This is a genomic window from Ruminiclostridium sufflavum DSM 19573 (assembly GCF_003208175.1).
Lineage (GTDB): Bacteria > Bacillota > Clostridia > Acetivibrionales > DSM-1351 > Ruminiclostridium > Ruminiclostridium sufflavum.
Map to the genome: position 1 here is coordinate 239872 of NZ_QKMR01000001.1, position 17723 is coordinate 257594.

At 38.0% G+C, this 17723-nt stretch carries 13 protein-coding genes; 6 read left to right on the forward strand and 7 right to left on the reverse strand.

Annotated features, from left to right (window positions below; translation table 11 throughout):
- Window positions 1-226: 226 nt before the first annotated feature.
- Window positions 227-2404, forward strand: a complete 2178-nt coding sequence (locus LY28_RS00985) for a family 10 glycosylhydrolase (protein ID WP_110460293.1) — start codon at window positions 227-229, stop codon at window positions 2402-2404.
- A 5-nt stretch (window positions 2405-2409) separates the two neighbouring features.
- Here the strand turns inward: LY28_RS00985 and LY28_RS00990 are convergent, their stop codons facing one another.
- From LY28_RS00990 to LY28_RS01000, 3 genes are all read right to left on the reverse strand, one after another.
- Window positions 2410-3822, reverse strand: a complete 1413-nt coding sequence (locus LY28_RS00990; RefSeq protein WP_110460294.1) for a peptidoglycan D,D-transpeptidase FtsI family protein — start codon at window positions 3820-3822, stop codon at window positions 2410-2412.
- Between the two features lie 72 nt (window positions 3823-3894).
- Entirely contained in the window at window positions 3895-5106 is a 1212-nt protein-coding gene (locus tag LY28_RS00995; protein ID WP_110460295.1) for an FtsW/RodA/SpoVE family cell cycle protein, read from the reverse strand.
- 93 nt (window positions 5107-5199) lie between these two features.
- Entirely contained in the window at window positions 5200-5649 is a 450-nt protein-coding gene (locus LY28_RS01000; RefSeq protein ID WP_110460296.1) for an FHA domain-containing protein, read from the reverse strand.
- A gap of 316 nt (window positions 5650-5965) precedes the next feature.
- Here LY28_RS01000 and LY28_RS01005 point away from each other — a divergent pair, with 316 nt between their 5' ends.
- The 3 genes from LY28_RS01005 (at window position 5966) to LY28_RS01015 (ending at window position 8603) form a co-directional block, all read left to right on the forward strand.
- Window positions 5966-6232, forward strand: coding sequence for a DUF1294 domain-containing protein (locus tag LY28_RS01005; RefSeq protein WP_110460297.1), 267 nt, complete (start codon window positions 5966-5968; stop codon window positions 6230-6232).
- Between the two features lie 200 nt (window positions 6233-6432).
- On the forward strand, window positions 6433-7938 hold the full coding sequence (spoVB, locus tag LY28_RS01010; protein ID WP_110460298.1) for a stage V sporulation protein B: 1506 nt from the start codon (window positions 6433-6435) through the stop codon (window positions 7936-7938).
- Between the two features lie 47 nt (window positions 7939-7985).
- Window positions 7986-8603 carry an HAD family hydrolase gene (locus LY28_RS01015; protein WP_110460299.1) on the forward strand — a complete coding sequence of 206 codons (618 nt, stop codon included), beginning with the start codon at window positions 7986-7988 and terminating at the stop codon, window positions 8601-8603.
- Window positions 8604-8831: 228 nt separating this feature from the next.
- On the opposite strand, the gene LY28_RS01020 is transcribed toward LY28_RS01015, so the two are convergent.
- The 3 genes from LY28_RS01020 to LY28_RS01030 form a co-directional block, all read right to left on the reverse strand.
- Window positions 8832-10019, reverse strand: coding sequence for a GGDEF domain-containing protein (locus LY28_RS01020; protein ID WP_110460300.1), 1188 nt, complete (start codon window positions 10017-10019; stop codon window positions 8832-8834).
- Window positions 10020-10242: 223 nt separating this feature from the next.
- Complete coding sequence (locus LY28_RS01025) at window positions 10243-11307, reverse strand: iron-containing alcohol dehydrogenase family protein (RefSeq protein WP_110460301.1); 1065 nt, start codon at window positions 11305-11307, stop codon at window positions 10243-10245.
- A 153-nt stretch (window positions 11308-11460) separates the two neighbouring features.
- On the reverse strand, window positions 11461-12114 hold the full coding sequence (locus tag LY28_RS01030; RefSeq protein WP_110460302.1) for an MtnX-like HAD-IB family phosphatase: 654 nt from the start codon (window positions 12112-12114) through the stop codon (window positions 11461-11463).
- Between the two features lie 392 nt (window positions 12115-12506).
- Between LY28_RS01030 and LY28_RS01035 the strand changes: the two genes are divergently transcribed.
- Together LY28_RS01035 and LY28_RS01040 are read left to right on the forward strand one after the other, a co-directional pair.
- Window positions 12507-14234 (forward strand): DEAD/DEAH box helicase, encoded by a 1728-nt coding sequence (locus LY28_RS01035; protein ID WP_110460303.1) that lies wholly within the window; start codon window positions 12507-12509, stop codon window positions 14232-14234.
- A gap of 150 nt (window positions 14235-14384) precedes the next feature.
- Entirely contained in the window at window positions 14385-15572 is a 1188-nt protein-coding gene (locus tag LY28_RS01040) for a DUF2225 domain-containing protein (RefSeq protein ID WP_110460304.1), read from the forward strand.
- Between the two features lie 98 nt (window positions 15573-15670).
- Here the strand turns inward: LY28_RS01040 and LY28_RS01045 are convergent.
- On the reverse strand, window positions 15671-17723 hold a 2053-nt coding region (locus LY28_RS01045), incomplete at its 5' end, for an S-layer homology domain-containing protein (protein ID WP_165835455.1).

Below are 17723 nucleotides of genomic sequence, written 5' to 3' on the forward strand. Positions count from 1 at the left end.
AATCAGTTCCGGGAATACCCTACCTTACTTGAACATCATATACTGATTTCTTCAGCTGATGAAGTACATTTTGCAAGTACAATTGTAAATTTAAAATAATTTCAGAGGCATGGCTTTTAATAACATATATCTGTTGTTTATGCGCTTAATACAATTTCACTTTATAAAAACAGCTTTTCTTAGTGTTATGTAAACCTTCTTGCTTCTTTATTTTTTGGAGGTATCTATGGTTAAAAAGGGTATTTTTCGGGTTTTTGTTTCTATAAGCCTTTTAATGTCAATTATTTTATTTTCACTGCCCTTAGATGCTTTTTCAGCAGCATGGGGCCCATATTCCCAGTATATCCCCAGTTCTACGCCAATTACAAAAAGCCATCTCCGTGCCGCATGGATTAGTACGGTTGCGAACTTAGACTGGCCTTCTGCACAAACAAAAGCTATCGCAAATGATGCCCAAAGAATCCAAAAAACGAAGGAAGAGCTTATCAAGCTTTTAGATGAAGCAGCCGCTGACAATATGAATGCTGTTTTTTTACAGGTTCGCTCTGCCGCCGATGCCATCTACAAATCGAAACTTGTGCCCTGGTCAAGCTATCTGACAGGAACCTTAGGCAAGGACCCCGGCTTTGATCCCCTTCAGTTTGCGATAGATGAAGCCCATAAAAGGAATCTCGAGCTTCATGCATGGTTTAATCCTTATCGTGTTTCAATGAACACAAGTACAGCCACCATAGCTTCCCTCAATGTAAATAAAAGTGTTTATAAAGAACATCCCGGATGGATTAAAACAGCAAACAGCAGATTTGTTGTAGACCCCGGTATCCCTGAAGCAAGGAAATGGGTTGAAGATTGCGTCATGGAGGTAGTAAACAATTATGACATTGACGGAATTCACTTTGATGACTACTTCTATTATGAGGCTTCAGCAAATGAAATGGGTGATGACACAACCTATAAAAAATACAATAACGGACAATTTGCAAGCAAGGCAGATTGGAGAAGAAATAACACATACCTGTTAATCAAAGAGCTTTCCGCAAAGATTTCCTCTGCCAAGAGCTGGGTAAAATTCGGGATAAGCCCTTCTGCCATTTGGAGAAACAAAAAGGATGACCCTGCAGGCTCCAACACCAATTCCTCGTATACAAACTATGACAAATGCTATGCGGACACAAAAAAATGGGTTGATGAGGAGCTGATTGACTACATCTGTCCGCAGATATATTTCACTTATGCAAACGCCGCCGCTCCTTATGGTGAGCTTGTTACCTGGTGGTCCAATCTGGTTAAAGGCAAAAATGTTCATCTCTATATCGGCATGGCCTTGTATAAAATCAGCGAAGCGGGTACCGCTGACAAGGATTTTTTAGTTGACAACGGGGTTCCAGAAATGTCCCGTCAGCTTAAACAAAATACAACCATGGCAGGAGTTGACGGCAGTGTTCTCTTTAGAGCAAATTATTTATTTGCAAGCTCTGCGCAATCTTTTGTTTATTCACTTAAAAATGATTTATGGTCAACTAAAGCTTTAGTACCGGTAATGCCTTGGAAGGGCGGGAAAGCACCTGCTGCACCTGCAAACGGCTCTATAAGCACCGTATCCGGCAAAACAAAAATAAGCTGGACGGACAATGACAGCAGTACAGCTTATTACGCTGTTTACAAATATCTGAACGGTGAAACGGCAGATATTAATTCAAATGACAGTGCAAGGCATCTGGTCACAACCATAAGGAAAACCGGAAATGGCGCGCAGGAATTTATTGATAGTTCAGGAAACAGCCTCAGCGGAGCAGTTTATATCGTTACTGCCCTAGACAGGCTGCACAATCAAAGTTCTTCTTTAAAAATAAGCAATATGTCAAAATACTTTAAGGATGTAGGCCCCAATACAGCATGGGCAATTACTGCTATTGACAAGCTATATGAAAGCAACATCGTTTCAGGCGTCGGCAGCGGATATTTCCTGCCCTCAAGCAACATCACACGGGGAGATTTTATTCTCATGCTCATAAAAACCTTAAAGTTGGAAGCTGAATTCGAAGGCAATTTCTCCGACGTACCTGAAAGCTCTTATTATTACAATGCCGTAGGTACTGCCAAGGCTCTGGGTATAACAGACGGAACAGGAAATAATAAATTTGAACCCAAAAGTAATATTACAAGACAGGATATGATAGTTCAAGTATATAAAGCCTTGAAAATCGCAGAAATTCCTCTTGCAGGAGCAGACATGTCAGAATTGGCCAAATACTCTGACAGCTCACAGATAAGTGATTATGCAAAGGAAGCCGCAGCAGTCCTGACTAAAAACGGGTATATAAGCGGCTCCGGAAACAGGATAAATCCAAGAGGCTATACAACAAGAGCCGAAATCGCAGCAATATTGTCAAAACTGTTATAGAATACTTATTTTTTAAAGTACTCACTCATCACCTTTGACGATATCCCTGCTGCGGCAACACCTCCATAGCCGCCCTCCTCAACGATAACAGCTATTGCAATCTCAGGCTTTTCGTAGGGAGCAAAGCCTATAAACCAGCTATGTGGATTTTTGCTTTCTATGTGCTGAGCAGTCCCTGTTTTCCCGCAGACTTTTATTCCTCTCACTTGAGCACGGGTTCCTGTTCCCTTTGAGACTACATCCTTCATGAAATTTTTCATTTCAGCGGCATACTGAGTTTCTGTGATTTCTCCTATGGAAGAGGTATTCAGGCTTTGAACCACATTGCCGCTGTAATCCGTAATTTTGTTAATAAGTGTCGGCCGCATCATAATACCGTCATTTGCTATGGTCTGAGCCACCAATGCCATCTGGACAGGTGTCGCCAGCACCTCCGCCTGCCCGAATCCGCTCTGTGCCAAATTTCCCTTTTCACTTGATTTATATTTTGGAAATCGGCTGTTGTCTATAAGTATTCCCTCAGCAGGAATATTCTTGTTAAAGCCGAACCTCTCCGCTGTTTTAAAAAGCTTGTCTTCAAGTCTTATACCCAAATCTCCAAAATATAAATTACTTGACTTTGCCACAGCCTGCCGGAAATTAATCTTACCCATGGCTTTGCCCTTATCATTGCTGAGAGTATAGCCGCCTCCCAAATCCATCTTACCCGTATCGTTAAATATTTCTTCGGTAATCCCGTCTATATTTTCAAGAGCACTTATCCCTGTAACAACCTTAAATGTCGAGCCAGGCGGATACAAGCCTGATACAGACCTGTTTAAAAGAGGCCTGTGCTCATTTTCATTCAGGGATTCCCATATATCCCCAAGCTTATTAGGGTCATAGGAAGGCGTTGACACCATCGCCAATATTTCTCCGGTATCAACCTTCAATACAACCACAGAGCCTCTTGAGCTTCCTAACGCATTATAAGCCGTCTTTTGCAGCTCATAGTCCAGAGTGGTATATACATCATCACCCTTTTTATCAACTTCCTTAAATCCGTTACCGGCCCATGCCAGAAACGAGGTGGAACTATTACTGGATAAGCGGCTGTCATATAAGTTCTCAAGCCCTGTTATTCCATACCGTTCATCATAATACCCCAGTATATGAGCCGTCGCAGCTCCGCCTTGGTAGACACGTTTATAACCGGCACTCCCGTTTTTTTGGCTGAAAGACAATTTTTTTCCGTCTCTGTCATAGATTATTCCTCTGACTACCTTATTTCTCACATCCCACATTCTTTTGTTATCAGGTCTTGTTACAATATCGGGGCCCTTAAACAAAGTAAAATATGACAAATAGCCCATCAGAACTATAAATACAACCAAAAAAATTATCATAACTCTTTTTATATTTGACGTTAGATTATCCATTTTTTTATAAATTTTTGTCTTTTATTCTATCGCAAAAATTTTTTACCTCCGTATTATTTTAGCGGCTGTTCTCTATTTTCTTTCCGATTCATCGCCCTCAGAGACCTTTTGAATAATCCCCAATGCCAGAAAGCTGATTAACAGAGAAGTCCCCCCATAACTCACAAACGGAAGAGTTATTCCCGTCAAAGGAATAAAGCCTGTCACTCCTCCTACAATTACCAGAGCCTGAACAGCAATCATAACACTTAATCCTGAAACAAGAAGCTTGGTAAAATTATTATTGGCATGTATTGCACTTCTGATGGATCGGTAGAATAACAAAAAATGCAGAATCAAAACGGAAAACCCTATCAAAAGTCCCATTTCCTCACATATTACCGAAAAAATAAAGTCAGACTCATTGACGGCAACATATCCAGGATTCCCCATCCCAAGGCCTCTCCCAAAAATACCTCCCATTGCTATTGCATACATAGACTGTACTACCTGATAGCTTTCATTATATACATACAGCCATGGATTCCACCAAATCATAATTCTCCTCCGGATATGGCTGAACATTGCATAGCTTGCCATACCCCCTATCGAAAAAAGGCCCAAGGAAATCAATACATACCTCGTCTTTGATGTTGAAAGATATACCATTGTTACTGCAATAGCAAATATTATCAGAGCCGTTCCAAGATCCTTCTGGATTACCATAAAGCCCAAAGAAATTCCTATTACAATACACGGCTCAATCAGCTGTTTTCTTGAGCAAATATCTGAAAGTGCCGAGGCTAAATAAAGTATCAGAAATATCTTCCCGAATTCAGAGGGTTGAAAGCCAACCAACCCTATTTTTACCCAGTTTTTCGCACCTAATTTTTCAACTCCGAAGAAGGTAGCCATTGCCATAAATATTATAGTTCCCGCCAAAAATATATACCTATATTCAGAAAACTTAATTATTCCTTTTTTCAGGTACAAAACAATAAATAAAAACAGGAATATTCCCAAAACCAGCCACACCAATTGCCTAACAGCAATTTTTCTGTCCAATCTGAAAAGCATTATAAGTCCTATTGAGCATAGAGATATAGCCAATAAAAATATCAGGTGGTCGCCCATTGGGTAATATTTTTTTAATATACGTACAGTCACAGATATTATTACCAGCAGCACGGCAAAAAATATTCCAGCCAATAGATCTATAGGCTTTTTTAATAAAGCAAGGTTCAAAAAACCAAAAAATAGAAATAAATATATATAAAACTGAAGAGTTCTTAAGCTTTTAGTCATTTATAACATTTCACTCCCAATACTCCGGATATTGCTTTTATTTCAGAACACAGCAATATTCCGGTCAAAATTTCAAATACCTGCAAGAGACTTTTATTCGTCGTCCATAACCACCAGCACTGTTTGAGAAATACGTATTTCATCGCCGGGCTGCAAGCTTTTCTTATCTGCCCTGACTCCATTTATATAGGTACCGTTTGTTGACTTTAAATCCTCAAGCATATATCGCCCATCCTCAAAATATATTCTGGCATGATAGGCCGATACGGACTGTGAAGGAAGCAGCAGCTGGTTAGCTTGATTTCTTCCTATTGATATCCTGCTGCCAATCGGTATGATATCACCTGAAATAAAGCTGCCTCCATCGCCTGAATAATCAAGCCTGAGTTTCCACCCGAGGTTTTTTCCTCCCTTTAATGTACTCCTTTTCACATCCTTAGACATAATTTTTAAAGCTTGCATTATAATTAAAAACACAATTATTACCAGCACTACTTTAAATATTACTGATAAAAAACTTAAATCTAAGATATTAAAGTTCATAATTCACCTACATTCTTTATTTCTTAAATATATTGCATATAATATTCATATATCTAACCATATTATATACAAATACTCTTCGTTTTACAAATTTGACCTTACAAATAATTTGTATATTTTATCAAAAATTTCATAAAAAGCACTAAACAAAATGCATCCTTTAGAAGTATAATATTTATATACTTGCTGTTAAGCTAAATTCAGATTAAAAGGATTTATAAAGTTTTAGTAATTTAAATATATAAAAAAGGAGGCCTTAAAGTTCATGCCGATTTTTTATCGGGAATTTTTTTAAATTGTAAGCATGGACATATTTATGCAAAAATTTATTGTTATTGTATTGCTGATATTAAATATATCTGGTTTTATATTAGTCTCCTTGGACAAATATAAAGCAAAAAATAAATTGTGGAGAATACCCGAGAGGTCATTTTTCATTTTGTCTATACTTGGAGGCAGCATCGGAGTATATACGGGACTTATATTATTTAATCACAAAACCCGCCATTGGTATTTTATGATTATTATACCTTTAATCATACTTGCCCAGATTGTATTTATATATTTCTTATCGGGAAAATAGGATTGCCTCCTGTTTTTTCTTTTATTAAATCACTTCCTTTCTAAATATTTTGCAGTATATCTGAATTTTATTTTCAGATATTTTTACAAGCGCAAGCAACCCTTAATATGATATGCAAGCAGCCTTATAAATGTTTGTTTGTAATAATGGCGGACTTTACTGAATACCCTTTAATAACAGTGAAAATGGGGTTGTATTAAATGAATTCAGATAAATTTTACAAAAATTCCGCTATACTTACGTTGTCAAATTTTATAACCGGCTTTATTGGTTTTGCTTTTTCGATTGTGCTTTCTAAAAAGCTTGGTGCCGAAGGCCTCGGTCTGTACGGGCTTATAATGCCTGTATATTCTCTGCTGATATGCCTGACGGCAGATGGTCTGATAACCGCAGTATCAAAAACCTGTGCGCTATACAACAGTAAAAAAGACTATAGAAACCTGAATAGAACTGTAAAGATTGCATTCATTTTTATGGGCTTGTGGAGCATCTCCGTCGCAGTGCTTGTTTTTATCAACGCTTCTAATATCAGTACTTTTTTCATTAAAGACATCAGAGCCGCAAATGCTCTGAAAATAATATGTCCCGCTCTAGTATTCATTCCTTTTTCTGCAATATTCAAGGGTGTTTTCTATGGCTTTGAAAAGTTTACAATTCCGGCAGGCATTGATATTCTGGAAAAATGTATCCGAATAACAATACTGTTAGCAACAATGTCTTTATTAACACTAAATAATGTAAAAGGGGCTGTAACCGCAGCCTATCTCGCCTTGTCCATAGGAGAAGCCATAAGCCTTATAATGCTGCTCCTGTCTTACAAAATATTTTTTAAAAGGCTTGTACCCATTAAAACAAAGGTTAAAAATCCTCTCCAGCTTTTGGTTGATATACTGGTGATATCCAGTCCGCTGTGTCTGAATGGATTTTTGTCCTCAATATTAAATACAGCATCTACATTAATACTTCCAAGAAGATTAATAGCTGCCGGAATGAGCTATGATAATGCTCTGGCATTGATTGGTAAATTTATAGGCATGTCTCTTACAACCGTCAATCTTCCGTTTATAATAGTAGGATCAATGATGACGGTATTAATACCGGATATGTCTCTGAGCATAAGCAAGAAGGATTTATGGAGCACTGAGAGGAGAATTTATCAGGTTCTGAAAATATCCTTTCTTGTGGGATTGGCAACATTATTGGTATCCCTCTGCATTCCTCAAAAGCTTGGCATTCTTTTTTATTCAAGGGATGACCTTGGCACAATGATTAAGGCAGCCGGAATATGCAGCTTCATGAGCTATGCATCCTCTGCTACCTTTGGAATTTTAAATGCCCTGGGAAAGCAAAATGTCAACCTGAGAAATTCTATTATTGTCTCTGTGGAAGGACTGATATGCGTGGCAATTCTCACAGGCATCCCATCCTTAAATATATACGGATATGGAATTTCTATTATTCTGACGTCTGTAACAGGTTTATTAATAAACCTGTTTGAAATAAGAAAGCTTTGTGAAATAAAATTCTCCTTTAAAAGCTTTTTCGTTTTTATTATGATAGGCCTGATCGGATATATGACTATAAAGATTTCAAGCACTATTATTCCTGACAGCTTGATTGTATTTAATGTTTGTATTTCGACAATTATCTGCTTTATATCAATATTTTACCTTTCAAGATTCTACAATAGAATAAGCAACAGCTGATGGTATATGTTATAATAAAAATATTATAACATTCAACGGAGGATAAAATGTACAAGTATGTAGTATTTGATGTAGACGGGACCATGATAGATACCGAAGAAGCTGTTGTGTATGCATACCAGAAAATAATATTTGAAAAGTTCGGAAGAAATTTGACAGACGATGAATTATTAAAAGGCTATGGAGTACCTACTCCCCAAGCCTTATCCAATTATGGCTTTACAGATATTGAGGCTGCCATTAAGGATTATTATAAATACCTTGTAGAGGGCTTTTCACACTGTTCGGCCTTCGATGGCATTGCTGAAGTTATTAAGGAGCTAAAGGCCAGAAATATTCCAATGGGAATTGTAACCTCAAGGTGTAAATATGAAATAGACGCTGATATGTGTCTTCAGGGTCTGATACATAATTTCGTTTCTGTTGTTTCCTCTGATGATACGGCTAAACACAAGCCAAATCCTGATCCTCTTCTGAAAGCAATGGATGATATGAAGGCTGTCCCATCTGAAACAATATATATCGGTGATACGGTTTTTGATTCAAAGTGTGCCAGAAGCGCAGGCATCAAGTTTGCATTGGCAGTCTGGGGCACTAACAATGCAGGCAGCATATACGCGGACTATTATCTGAATAAGCCGTCAGAGCTGCTTAATATACTATAAGCAAGTTGTCTTGCTTACCAGGCCGCGCCAAACAGCTAGGCAGCCGGCTTTAAATATGACTAAAGTCAATTACGGTTCAAGCCTTCGCGACGATATATCGTCTTTTCAGGCGAATAAGCTTTTAAGCTTATTTTGAACACAGTTTGGGGTTGATTTCGTTTTTGACTTTAGGAGGCTTTAGCCGGTAGCAATTGACTTGTGCCGCCCTTGAACCTCCCTGCCAAGAAGTCAATTACGCCTCAAGCCTTCGGACGAAATGTTTTTAATGCTCCATATCCCATCTCGTCTTCCTTGCTTGTTTTGATACATTTTCATATCCAGATCATGAATAAATTGTTCAAGGCTCATACCTTTATTGTCATACATTCCACTGGCGTAGCTATATTTGATTTTATAGGGCTTTTCATTTTTGCTGTTAAAATTATCAATCATTTTGGCCATTCCCCTAATCATGTCGTTTACCTCCAGCGCACAGGCATCATTAATCAAAACAAGAAACTCATCCCCGCCCATCCTTATAACAATACCTTGCTCCGAATACGCCTTTTGCAGTATTCTTACAAAGGCTTTAAGAGCATAATCTCCTTCTGAATGCCCGTAGCAATCATTTATGCTTTTAAAATGGTCCAAGTCTATCATAATCACGGCAGGAGTACCATAAGGCTTCTTTGCATACGCATCAATAGACTTTTTCAGGACAATTCTGTTTCTGGCACCTGTAAGAGAATCTCTGTACAGCTCCCTTTGCTGAATAATAACAAACATGAACACTAATATGATTGAACTGACGCACCAGATAGAAGCAGTAGCTCCGGCTGTAATTTGAATAATTAAGAACATGCTTGCCATTACGGTTACTGTAAAAATGGAAGCAAACTCAAACCTGATTATCTTGTTTCTGCTTTTGAATACTACAAATGCACTGTATGCCGTAAAAATAAAGCTTACAAAAATTGATACCGTATATTCTGATATTATGCTGATATTATTCATGGAAACAGCCGTTACAGTATTAACCAGCATAAGCAGGTTAAAAACCAGCCTTACGGAATTCTTTATTTTGAACGGTCTGGGATAATAATTGCACACTGTTTTCAGAAAAACAAATGCCAGACAAGGTGCAGCCGCTAAAATAAGAGCCTTAACGCTCCTGATTGCAGCAGAAGTTGTACTGCCGCCTGCAATTAAGAAGTCGAGCATTATATTCAGGGTTATTAACAGTATGTTTAAAGACAGAGAGACTAAGTATAATTTGTTAAGCTTTAATTTTTTGTCAAAGACATTACTCGAATATATTATAAAGAATAACAGCACAACTGCAGAAATAATATTCATCTGTTGATGAATCAGTACTTGCATATTAACCCCCACATCAAGTATCAGCAAAAAATCATGAAGCGAAGCAAGTTCTTTCAAGCCAATACCCCTTGCATCTAAAAAGCCTTCAACTAAGCCAATTACAGCTAAAACAGCTCTCCTAATACATTATAAGCTTTCAGCTTTTGCAATTGGCTTGAATACTATACCATTTTATAACAAACATTGTAATATTTCAATTAAATTCTAAAATTAAGAGCATTTAAAATAATCTTTACAAATACAACTGCCGTTTTCTGCTATTAAGGCTTTATCTGGCTCTCTATTTTAAAATCTTATTAAGAATATTGTCGCTTCTCAGAAGCTCCTTTGCCATAGCCCTATTTTTTTCAGTATGAAGGTAAGTATACCTGTTCGGCTTTATTTCAGGTGCCAATTCAATTGCCCTTTCAAAATCCTCCGCCCTCAATTGCAGAGTTTGTACATAATCAAAAAATCCTGTGTCGCTCAGAAACTTTTCAATTCTTTTATACCTGTGCTGCTGCACTAAACTCATAAGATAAGTAGCAATTCCAACCTGAATACCATGCAGCTGAGGCTTTTCCAGTATTTTGTCCAAAGCATGAGATATCAGATGCTCACTTCCGCTTGCCGGAGCACTGTTATCCGCAATCTGCATGGCTATTCCGCTCATTGTAAGAGAGTCAACCATTTCCTTCAGGAAAAATTCTTCCGTTATTTGCGTATAGGGCATTCTTACAATACTGTTTACAGATTTTTTTGCCAGCATTGCCGCAAAGTCATTTACCCTTGCAGCCCTGTTACCTTCCTCATAATACCAGTCAAATACTGCGGTTATCTTTGAAACAATATCACCCAGACCTGAATAAATAAACTTCACAGGTGCATTTTTAATAACAGCGATATCTACTATTATTCCAAACGGCATTACTGCATGAACAGATGTCCTTCTGCCGTTTATAATCAGAGAACAGCCCGAACTGGAAAATCCGTCATTTGATGTTGATGTGGGAATACTTATAAACGGAAGGTTTTTCAGAAAGGCTATATATTTTGCGGCATCCAGTACCTTTCCTCCTCCTACTCCTATTACTGCCTCCGTATTTGATGAAATTGAAAACGCCATAGGCATAAGGCTTTCTATCTTTATATCATCATAATCATATGTTTCAAGCAGTGTTAAAGAGGCTGTTGAATTTATAGAATCAAGTATTATTTGTCCAAACAGTTCCCTTATTCCTTCTCCAAATAAAACAACGACCCTGTTGATGCCGGCCCTTTTAATATATGCTCCGGCATTTTTGAGTATATTGCTGTCAACTTCCATTATTGTAGGTATTTCAATTCTATGCATTGTTGTACTCATGCCAACCTCCACTAATAATATAGGTTAATTACTATCAGCTGAATATCCGATGAAAACCGATACATATCGTTCCGATATTTTATCGTCCGAAGGCTTTAGCCGTGGAGGTATCTCTTTTTCTATACCCTCCGCTTACCTTTATGCCTGAAGCTTCTATTTAAGCCAGCCCTGCCTTAGCATATATTCTTCCACCTCATTGAATTTATTAAACGGTACATAAGGTATTTTTCTTTCACTTAGCAGCTCCTTCAGGTCATTTCTGGCGAAGGCACAGTCAGCTGCCTTTGCAGCACCTACATCCGGGTCACTGTCACCGGAAAAATATATTCTTGAATAATTTTGCTTTAAAGACAATATTACTTTTTCCTTGTCCACACCCCACAATTCCGAATAAAATTCACTTTTGGGATCGGGAAGTATTTGGATTCCTCTGTTTTTATACACTCCCTCCATGGAAATAACGGTAACAGTGTTTAGCCTGTAATGTGCCAGCAGCTTTTTTATATAGTAAGAGGTTCCTGCACTTAATATATAAAAGTCTCCTCCGCAGCCTTCAACTCTCTTTATAAAGTCCATTGCATACGGATCCAGAGGAAGACCGAGTATATCCTCCAGAATTTCCTCTTCGCTCCTGTCCATGGAGCCGAATATCTTATTCAGAAAATCAACATTTATCCGTTTAGTTTTTTTCCATTCATTATAATAATCCCACGCCCACTCCTTTAAATATTTATCCATTACTATGTGATAAAAATCACGGTCCGTAAGTGTACCGTCAAAATCCGATACAAAAGCAAATTCCTTCATTTTAACTAACCTCCACGTTAAGTTATCCACTCTTTGATTTTTACATATAAATATCTTGTCTTTTATCCTTATTTGACATATAATTATATATTGTCTTTTATATTCTTTTGTATTAATGAACTGAATCCATGTAAGTATTTGTTAAAATTGATTTTTGAATACTAAAGCGCATAATCTATCGTAATATATTATACTTATCATAACATACTTGTTAGATATAAATTTTATTTTTTATACTCCAAGGAATTTTTTTTACAATTTAGTACACTGATACAGAATATCTTTACTATAAATATTTAAATAAGACTATTTATAGTAAATAAAGATTGCAAAACCCACTGATAATATTTATTATTATTAGTGTAAAAAATAATAAAAGCAAAGGAATTAAAATGGAAAATTTAAGTTTTAAGGATTTCAACCTTTCAAATGAAGTACAAAAAGCAATAATTGATATGGGCTTCGAAGAGGCAACACCAATTCAATCTCAATCAATTTCTTACATCCTAGACGGAAATGATTTAATCGGACAGGCCCAAACCGGAACAGGTAAAACCTGTGCTTTTGGAATACCTGCTGTTGAAATGATTAACCCTGAAATGGAAGCTATTCAAGTATTAGTTCTCTGTCCAACAAGAGAACTGGCTATTCAGTCTTCTGAAGAGGTAAAAAACCTGCTGAAATACAAAGAAGGAGTGCGGATTCTTCCTGTATACGGGGGCCAGCCTATAGACAGACAAATTATGGCTCTGAAAAAACGTCCGCAGATTATTATCGGAACTCCAGGCCGTATAATGGACCACTTGAGACGCAAAACATTAAAGCTGGAAAATCTTAAAATGATAGTTCTGGATGAAGCCGACGAAATGCTGAATATGGGCTTCAGAGAAGATATAGATACTATTTTGGAAAAGGTTCCTGAGGCAAGGCAGACAATACTGTTTTCTGCTACCATGTCAAGAGAAATCCTTGATATTACAAAAAAATATCAAACCTCTCCTATTCATATCAAGATAGCTCACAAGGAACTGACCGTACCGCGCATTGAGCAATATTATCTCGAGGTGAAGGAAACTGCAAAGCTGGAGGTACTGTCACGCTTAATAGATACTAATGATATCAAGCTGGCACTGATTTTCTGCAACACAAAGCGGAAGGTTGACGAGCTTAAAGCAAGTCTGCAATCAAGAGGTTACTCTGCCGAAGCACTTCACGGAGATATGAGGCAGGAACAAAGAGACAAGGTAATGAATATGTTCAGAAAAGGCAATATTGATATTCTTATTGCCACTGATGTAGCTGCCAGAGGTATTGATGTTGATGATGTTGAAGCTGTTTTCAACTATGATTTGCCGAATGATGACGAGTATTATGTCCACAGAATAGGCAGAACCGGCAGGGCAGGCAGGGCAGGAAAAGCCTTTACCTTCATTTCAGGCAGGGAAATATATAAGCTTAGAGATATCCAGCGTTATACAAAATCCAATATTAAGTTTATAAAGCCACCCAGTATAAATGATGTTGAAGAGAAGAAAATGTCCAACATACTTAAATCCCTTAAAGAGAAATTAGAGGATGAGCCAATTTCTCAATTTGTCGGACAAATCGAGAAATTTGCAGAGGACATAAATTCTGAAGCTTCCGAACCCGGCTCTTCAGGTGACGGTTTTGTTACCTCCATTGATATTGCCGCCGCACTGCTGAAGCTTTATATTGATCAAACCGGCATGCAGACAAACAAGGTCAGTGAAATTGATGATGCCTCTGAATTTACTTCCGAGGGTGACATGGTAAGATTTTTCATAAATATCGGAAGCGAAAATAAAATTCAGCCAAAGCATATAATAGAAAGTCTTGTTGCTTCGTCAGGTGTTCCCGGAAAGTTGGTAGGTTCTATAGATATCCATGACAGGTATTCCTTCGTAGAGGTACCTAAGGAATTTGCGCCGGAAGTGCTCAAGTCTATGAAAAACTATATAATTAAGGGTAAAAGAATAAATATAGAAAAATCCAATGCAAGGAAAAAGAGCCTCCATTCATTTTCACCAAACAGGAACGGACATAGTTCAAAAAGGAAGCAAGGCTTTTCAAATAATAACAAGCACTTTAAGAAGGACTAACTCTCATAGCCATAAAAGCCACTGATAATTTGACTATTTGTGGCTTTTTTTATGTCTTTTTCACCTTTATTTAGTTTTTTTTGTTATAATGTTATTGTATTTTGTAAAAAGATTTAAAATATTTGATTATAATTCTTATGGAGGCATACAATGGATCTTGAGCTACTTAGGTCTTGTGGGACTATAAAAAGATATAACACCGATGCTGTCGTTACCCTCGAAGGTGAAAATACAAATGAAATGTATTTTATATTATCAGGTAAGGTAGGTGTGTTTTTGAATACATTTACTGATGATGCAGTTAAGCTCACTGAATTAAGCGTTGGTGAAACCTTCGGTGAAATGAGCTTATTGGATGAGCTTCCCAGAAGTGCTACAGTAATTGCATTAGAACCGTTAAGTGTTCTTGAAATAGACAGAAGTAATTTTGAGCTTTTTATCAGCCGTCAGCCTGAAATGGCATTTAAAATGATGAAAGCCATGGCTTCAAGGCTGAGAGTTGCAAATGCCGCTTTGTCAAAAGCCGCCGCAAGCTCACAGATTCCCGTTCCGGCTAATACAGAGCCAGCAGCGGCCAAAGCTGTTCAGACCAATACAGTTAAAGCGTTTTTTCCTGAGGGACATAAAACATACAGCCTTGTTCCCGCATTTGACAGTTCCGAATATATTTTTGAAAAAAATGTGCATTGCCCTATTTGCGGCAATAAGTTTTTGGCGTATGGACAAAAGGTATCCAAGCTGAGATCCTCATGTATGGATAAGGACTTGAGAAGAAGATATGAAAACTTTGATTCCCTGTGGTTTAACCTTTGGACATGTCCTGAATGCTGTTATTCAAATTTTTATAATGAATTTCCAAATCTTTCGCCTTCCAAGTTTAAGCTGGTTACTGCCAAGCTCAGTTCCATCCTGAATGGCCAGAAGCTTGTTATAACCAATGATATTGATGTTAATCAGCTATTTACGAAGTATTACCTTTCCCTGTACTGTGCCGAAGCGTACAAAGCGCCAAATATAAAGCTGGGTAAGATATGGATGAATCTCATGTGGTTATACAGAGATTCCGGAGACGAAGCAATGGAAAAAACAGCAGCCGCTTCTGCACTTAGCTATTATCAGGATGCCTATCTTAAATGTGACAGCGAGCTAAAGCCTGAGACTGAGCAGCAGCTCTGCATTATCCTTGCCGAGCTATGTCTCTTGAACAATAAGCCTGAGGATGCTTTTAAATATTTGATGTCTGCCCGCAAGCAAAGAGGCGGGAATAGGACTTACGCCCAAATGGCCGAATTCAGACTTGATGAATTGAAAGAAAAAGAAAAATCCAGTTCTAATTGAGAATTGTCTATTTTTTACTTTAAAAGTATTAAAGTCCTGAGCAGAAAACACTGCTCAGGACTTTTCATTTTGTAACCGAATATTTTAAGCTTTAACTTTTAAATCAATTCCGCTTTTTTCAAAAGCTTTATGATTACAGTTGCACTTTCTGCTCTTGTAAAGCTGTCTTTTGGAGTCAGCCTTCCTTTAGTATCTCCGTCAAAAATGCCATTCTTTACACAGATTGCAGCTGTCTGCCTTGCATATATAGAAATACTTTCCGAATCTTTAAACAGCTCAAGCTGATTGCTTATATCCGCATCTGTTACTTTTACATCCATTCCTGCTATATCCATAGCTTTTGCAAGCATTGTCATAGCCTGCTCCCTTGTAATCAAGTCCTGCGGCCCGAATTTCCCGTTTGAGTAGCCTGCAAGTATACCATATTCATATGCCGTATATATATAGCTATAGTATGAGTCACTCTTTTGAACATCGCTGAATTTCGCGGTAAAATTCGTACCTGTCAGTCCAAGTGCTTTGACTATCATTGATGCAAATTCCGCTCTCGTAATTGCTTTGTCTGGAGCAAAATTTCCATTTCCCGTTCCATTGTCTATAAGTCTTGACCCTGCATCATTTACATAGCTTTTTGACCAGTGCTTTTCAGCATCCTTGAAGGTTACCGGATTCCATATAACTGTATACGTACTGTTTGTAAGACTGCTTATTTTAGCATAATATTTTCCGTCTATAACCTTAACCATAGTAGGAACATGTGAGAAGGTACCGTCTTTATTCAGCACCACACCCGTAGTTACCCTTGAAGGGTCAACTCCGGCAGGTATCGCCACTGTTCTCTCAACATAGCTATTAAATTTGGACACATCTATTATATTGTTACCGTTTTTACAGGTTATTTCAAAATCGACAGGTTTGACTACCAGCTGATAATTATTTTTTCTTGAGGAATTTTCAGCTATTGCTTCTGTTTCCTTTGATGACTTGGAAACACTGATATTTACTGTAATGTCCTTCAATTGAATCTTATTATCTATTTTTTCTGAAATGCTGTCAATATTTATATCCTCTGCCGGAATGCTATAAGTAACATCTTCAGTTTTAATTTCAATCACTGCCTTTTTGTCTTCCATATTCTTTACAGTCTGACCATTGAGCTGTCCGATAACAATGTCTGAATTATTGCTGACAGGAATAGTAATAATACTTCCATCTTTTTCCTTACTAAACTGTACATTGAATTTTTCATCATCCAAGGTAATAATTGTCTTTTTCCTTCCATTCTCCTCTTTTACTTCTGAGCTTGCAAAGTTTACCTTAGTATTATTAATAAGAACTTCTGCTTTTTTATCAGAGGTATCCGCTGTCGGTGAGGAGGTAGTAGTTCCTTGTGCCTGCTTAGGGCCTACAACAGCTGTTACAGGACTCAAAGCTGCAGTTCCCTGTGCCGTTCCGGTTGCTGCCACAGGTGTTACCTCAAAGCTTATATATTTTCCCTCATCTGCACTGGCAAGCACATAGGTTTTAGCGTTTGCTCCTGCTATCTCAGCTTTATTTAAGCCTGCTCCATCATCTGATCTGTACCATTTAAAGGTACTGGTTCCTTCTAAATCCCCGTTTGCATCACTGTAGGCATAGTGACCGGTTAGTGTCTCTCCCACCTTTAATGTCCCTGTAATTGCCTGCACTGTTGCTGTAGGGGCTGTCTCCGCGGGTACTACTGCTCCTGCCCATGCACTCAATACTGCTGTTCCCTGTGTCGTTCCGGTCAGAGCTACCGGCGTCACCTCAAAGCTTATATATTTCCCTAAATCTGCACTGGCAAGTATATATGTAATACCTGTTGCTCCTGCTATCTCAGCCTTATTCAAGCTTGATGAATCATCCGCTCTATACCATTTGTAAATGCTTGTTCCTTGCGAATCATTATTTACATCATAGTAAGTATAGTGTCCTGTAAGTGTTTCTCCCACCTGCAAAATTCCTGTTATTGGCTGCACTGTTGCCGTAGGTGCTGCTTCCGCCGGTGAGACATATCCAATCCATCCAAGCAATGCCGCTGTTCCCTGTGTCGTTCCGGTCAGGGCTACCGGCGTTACCTCAAATGCGATATATTTTCCCAACTCTGCGCCGGTAAGCACATAGCTTTCA

Excerpts from the sequence above, each read along its gene's own strand:
- LY28_RS00985 (WP_110460293.1), top strand. The coding sequence starts at position 227 with ATGGTTAAAAAGGGTATTTTTCGGGTTTTTGTTTCTATAAGCCTTTTA.
- LY28_RS00990 (WP_110460294.1), bottom strand. The coding sequence starts at position 3,822 with ATGGATAATCTAACGTCAAATATAAAAAGAGTTATGATAATTTTTTTG.
- LY28_RS00995 (WP_110460295.1), bottom strand. The coding sequence starts at position 5,106 with ATGACTAAAAGCTTAAGAACTCTTCAGTTTTATATATATTTATTTCTA.
- LY28_RS01000 (WP_110460296.1), bottom strand. The coding sequence starts at position 5,649 with ATGAACTTTAATATCTTAGATTTAAGTTTTTTATCAGTAATATTTAAA.
- LY28_RS01005 (WP_110460297.1), top strand. The coding sequence starts at position 5,966 with ATGCAAAAATTTATTGTTATTGTATTGCTGATATTAAATATATCTGGT.
- spoVB (WP_110460298.1), top strand. The coding sequence starts at position 6,433 with ATGAATTCAGATAAATTTTACAAAAATTCCGCTATACTTACGTTGTCA.
- LY28_RS01015 (WP_110460299.1), top strand. The coding sequence starts at position 7,986 with ATGTACAAGTATGTAGTATTTGATGTAGACGGGACCATGATAGATACC.
- LY28_RS01025 (WP_110460301.1), bottom strand. The coding sequence starts at position 11,307 with ATGAGTACAACAATGCATAGAATTGAAATACCTACAATAATGGAAGTT.
- LY28_RS01030 (WP_110460302.1), bottom strand. The coding sequence starts at position 12,114 with ATGAAGGAATTTGCTTTTGTATCGGATTTTGACGGTACACTTACGGAC.
- LY28_RS01035 (WP_110460303.1), top strand. The coding sequence starts at position 12,507 with ATGGAAAATTTAAGTTTTAAGGATTTCAACCTTTCAAATGAAGTACAA.
- LY28_RS01040 (WP_110460304.1), top strand. The coding sequence starts at position 14,385 with ATGGATCTTGAGCTACTTAGGTCTTGTGGGACTATAAAAAGATATAAC.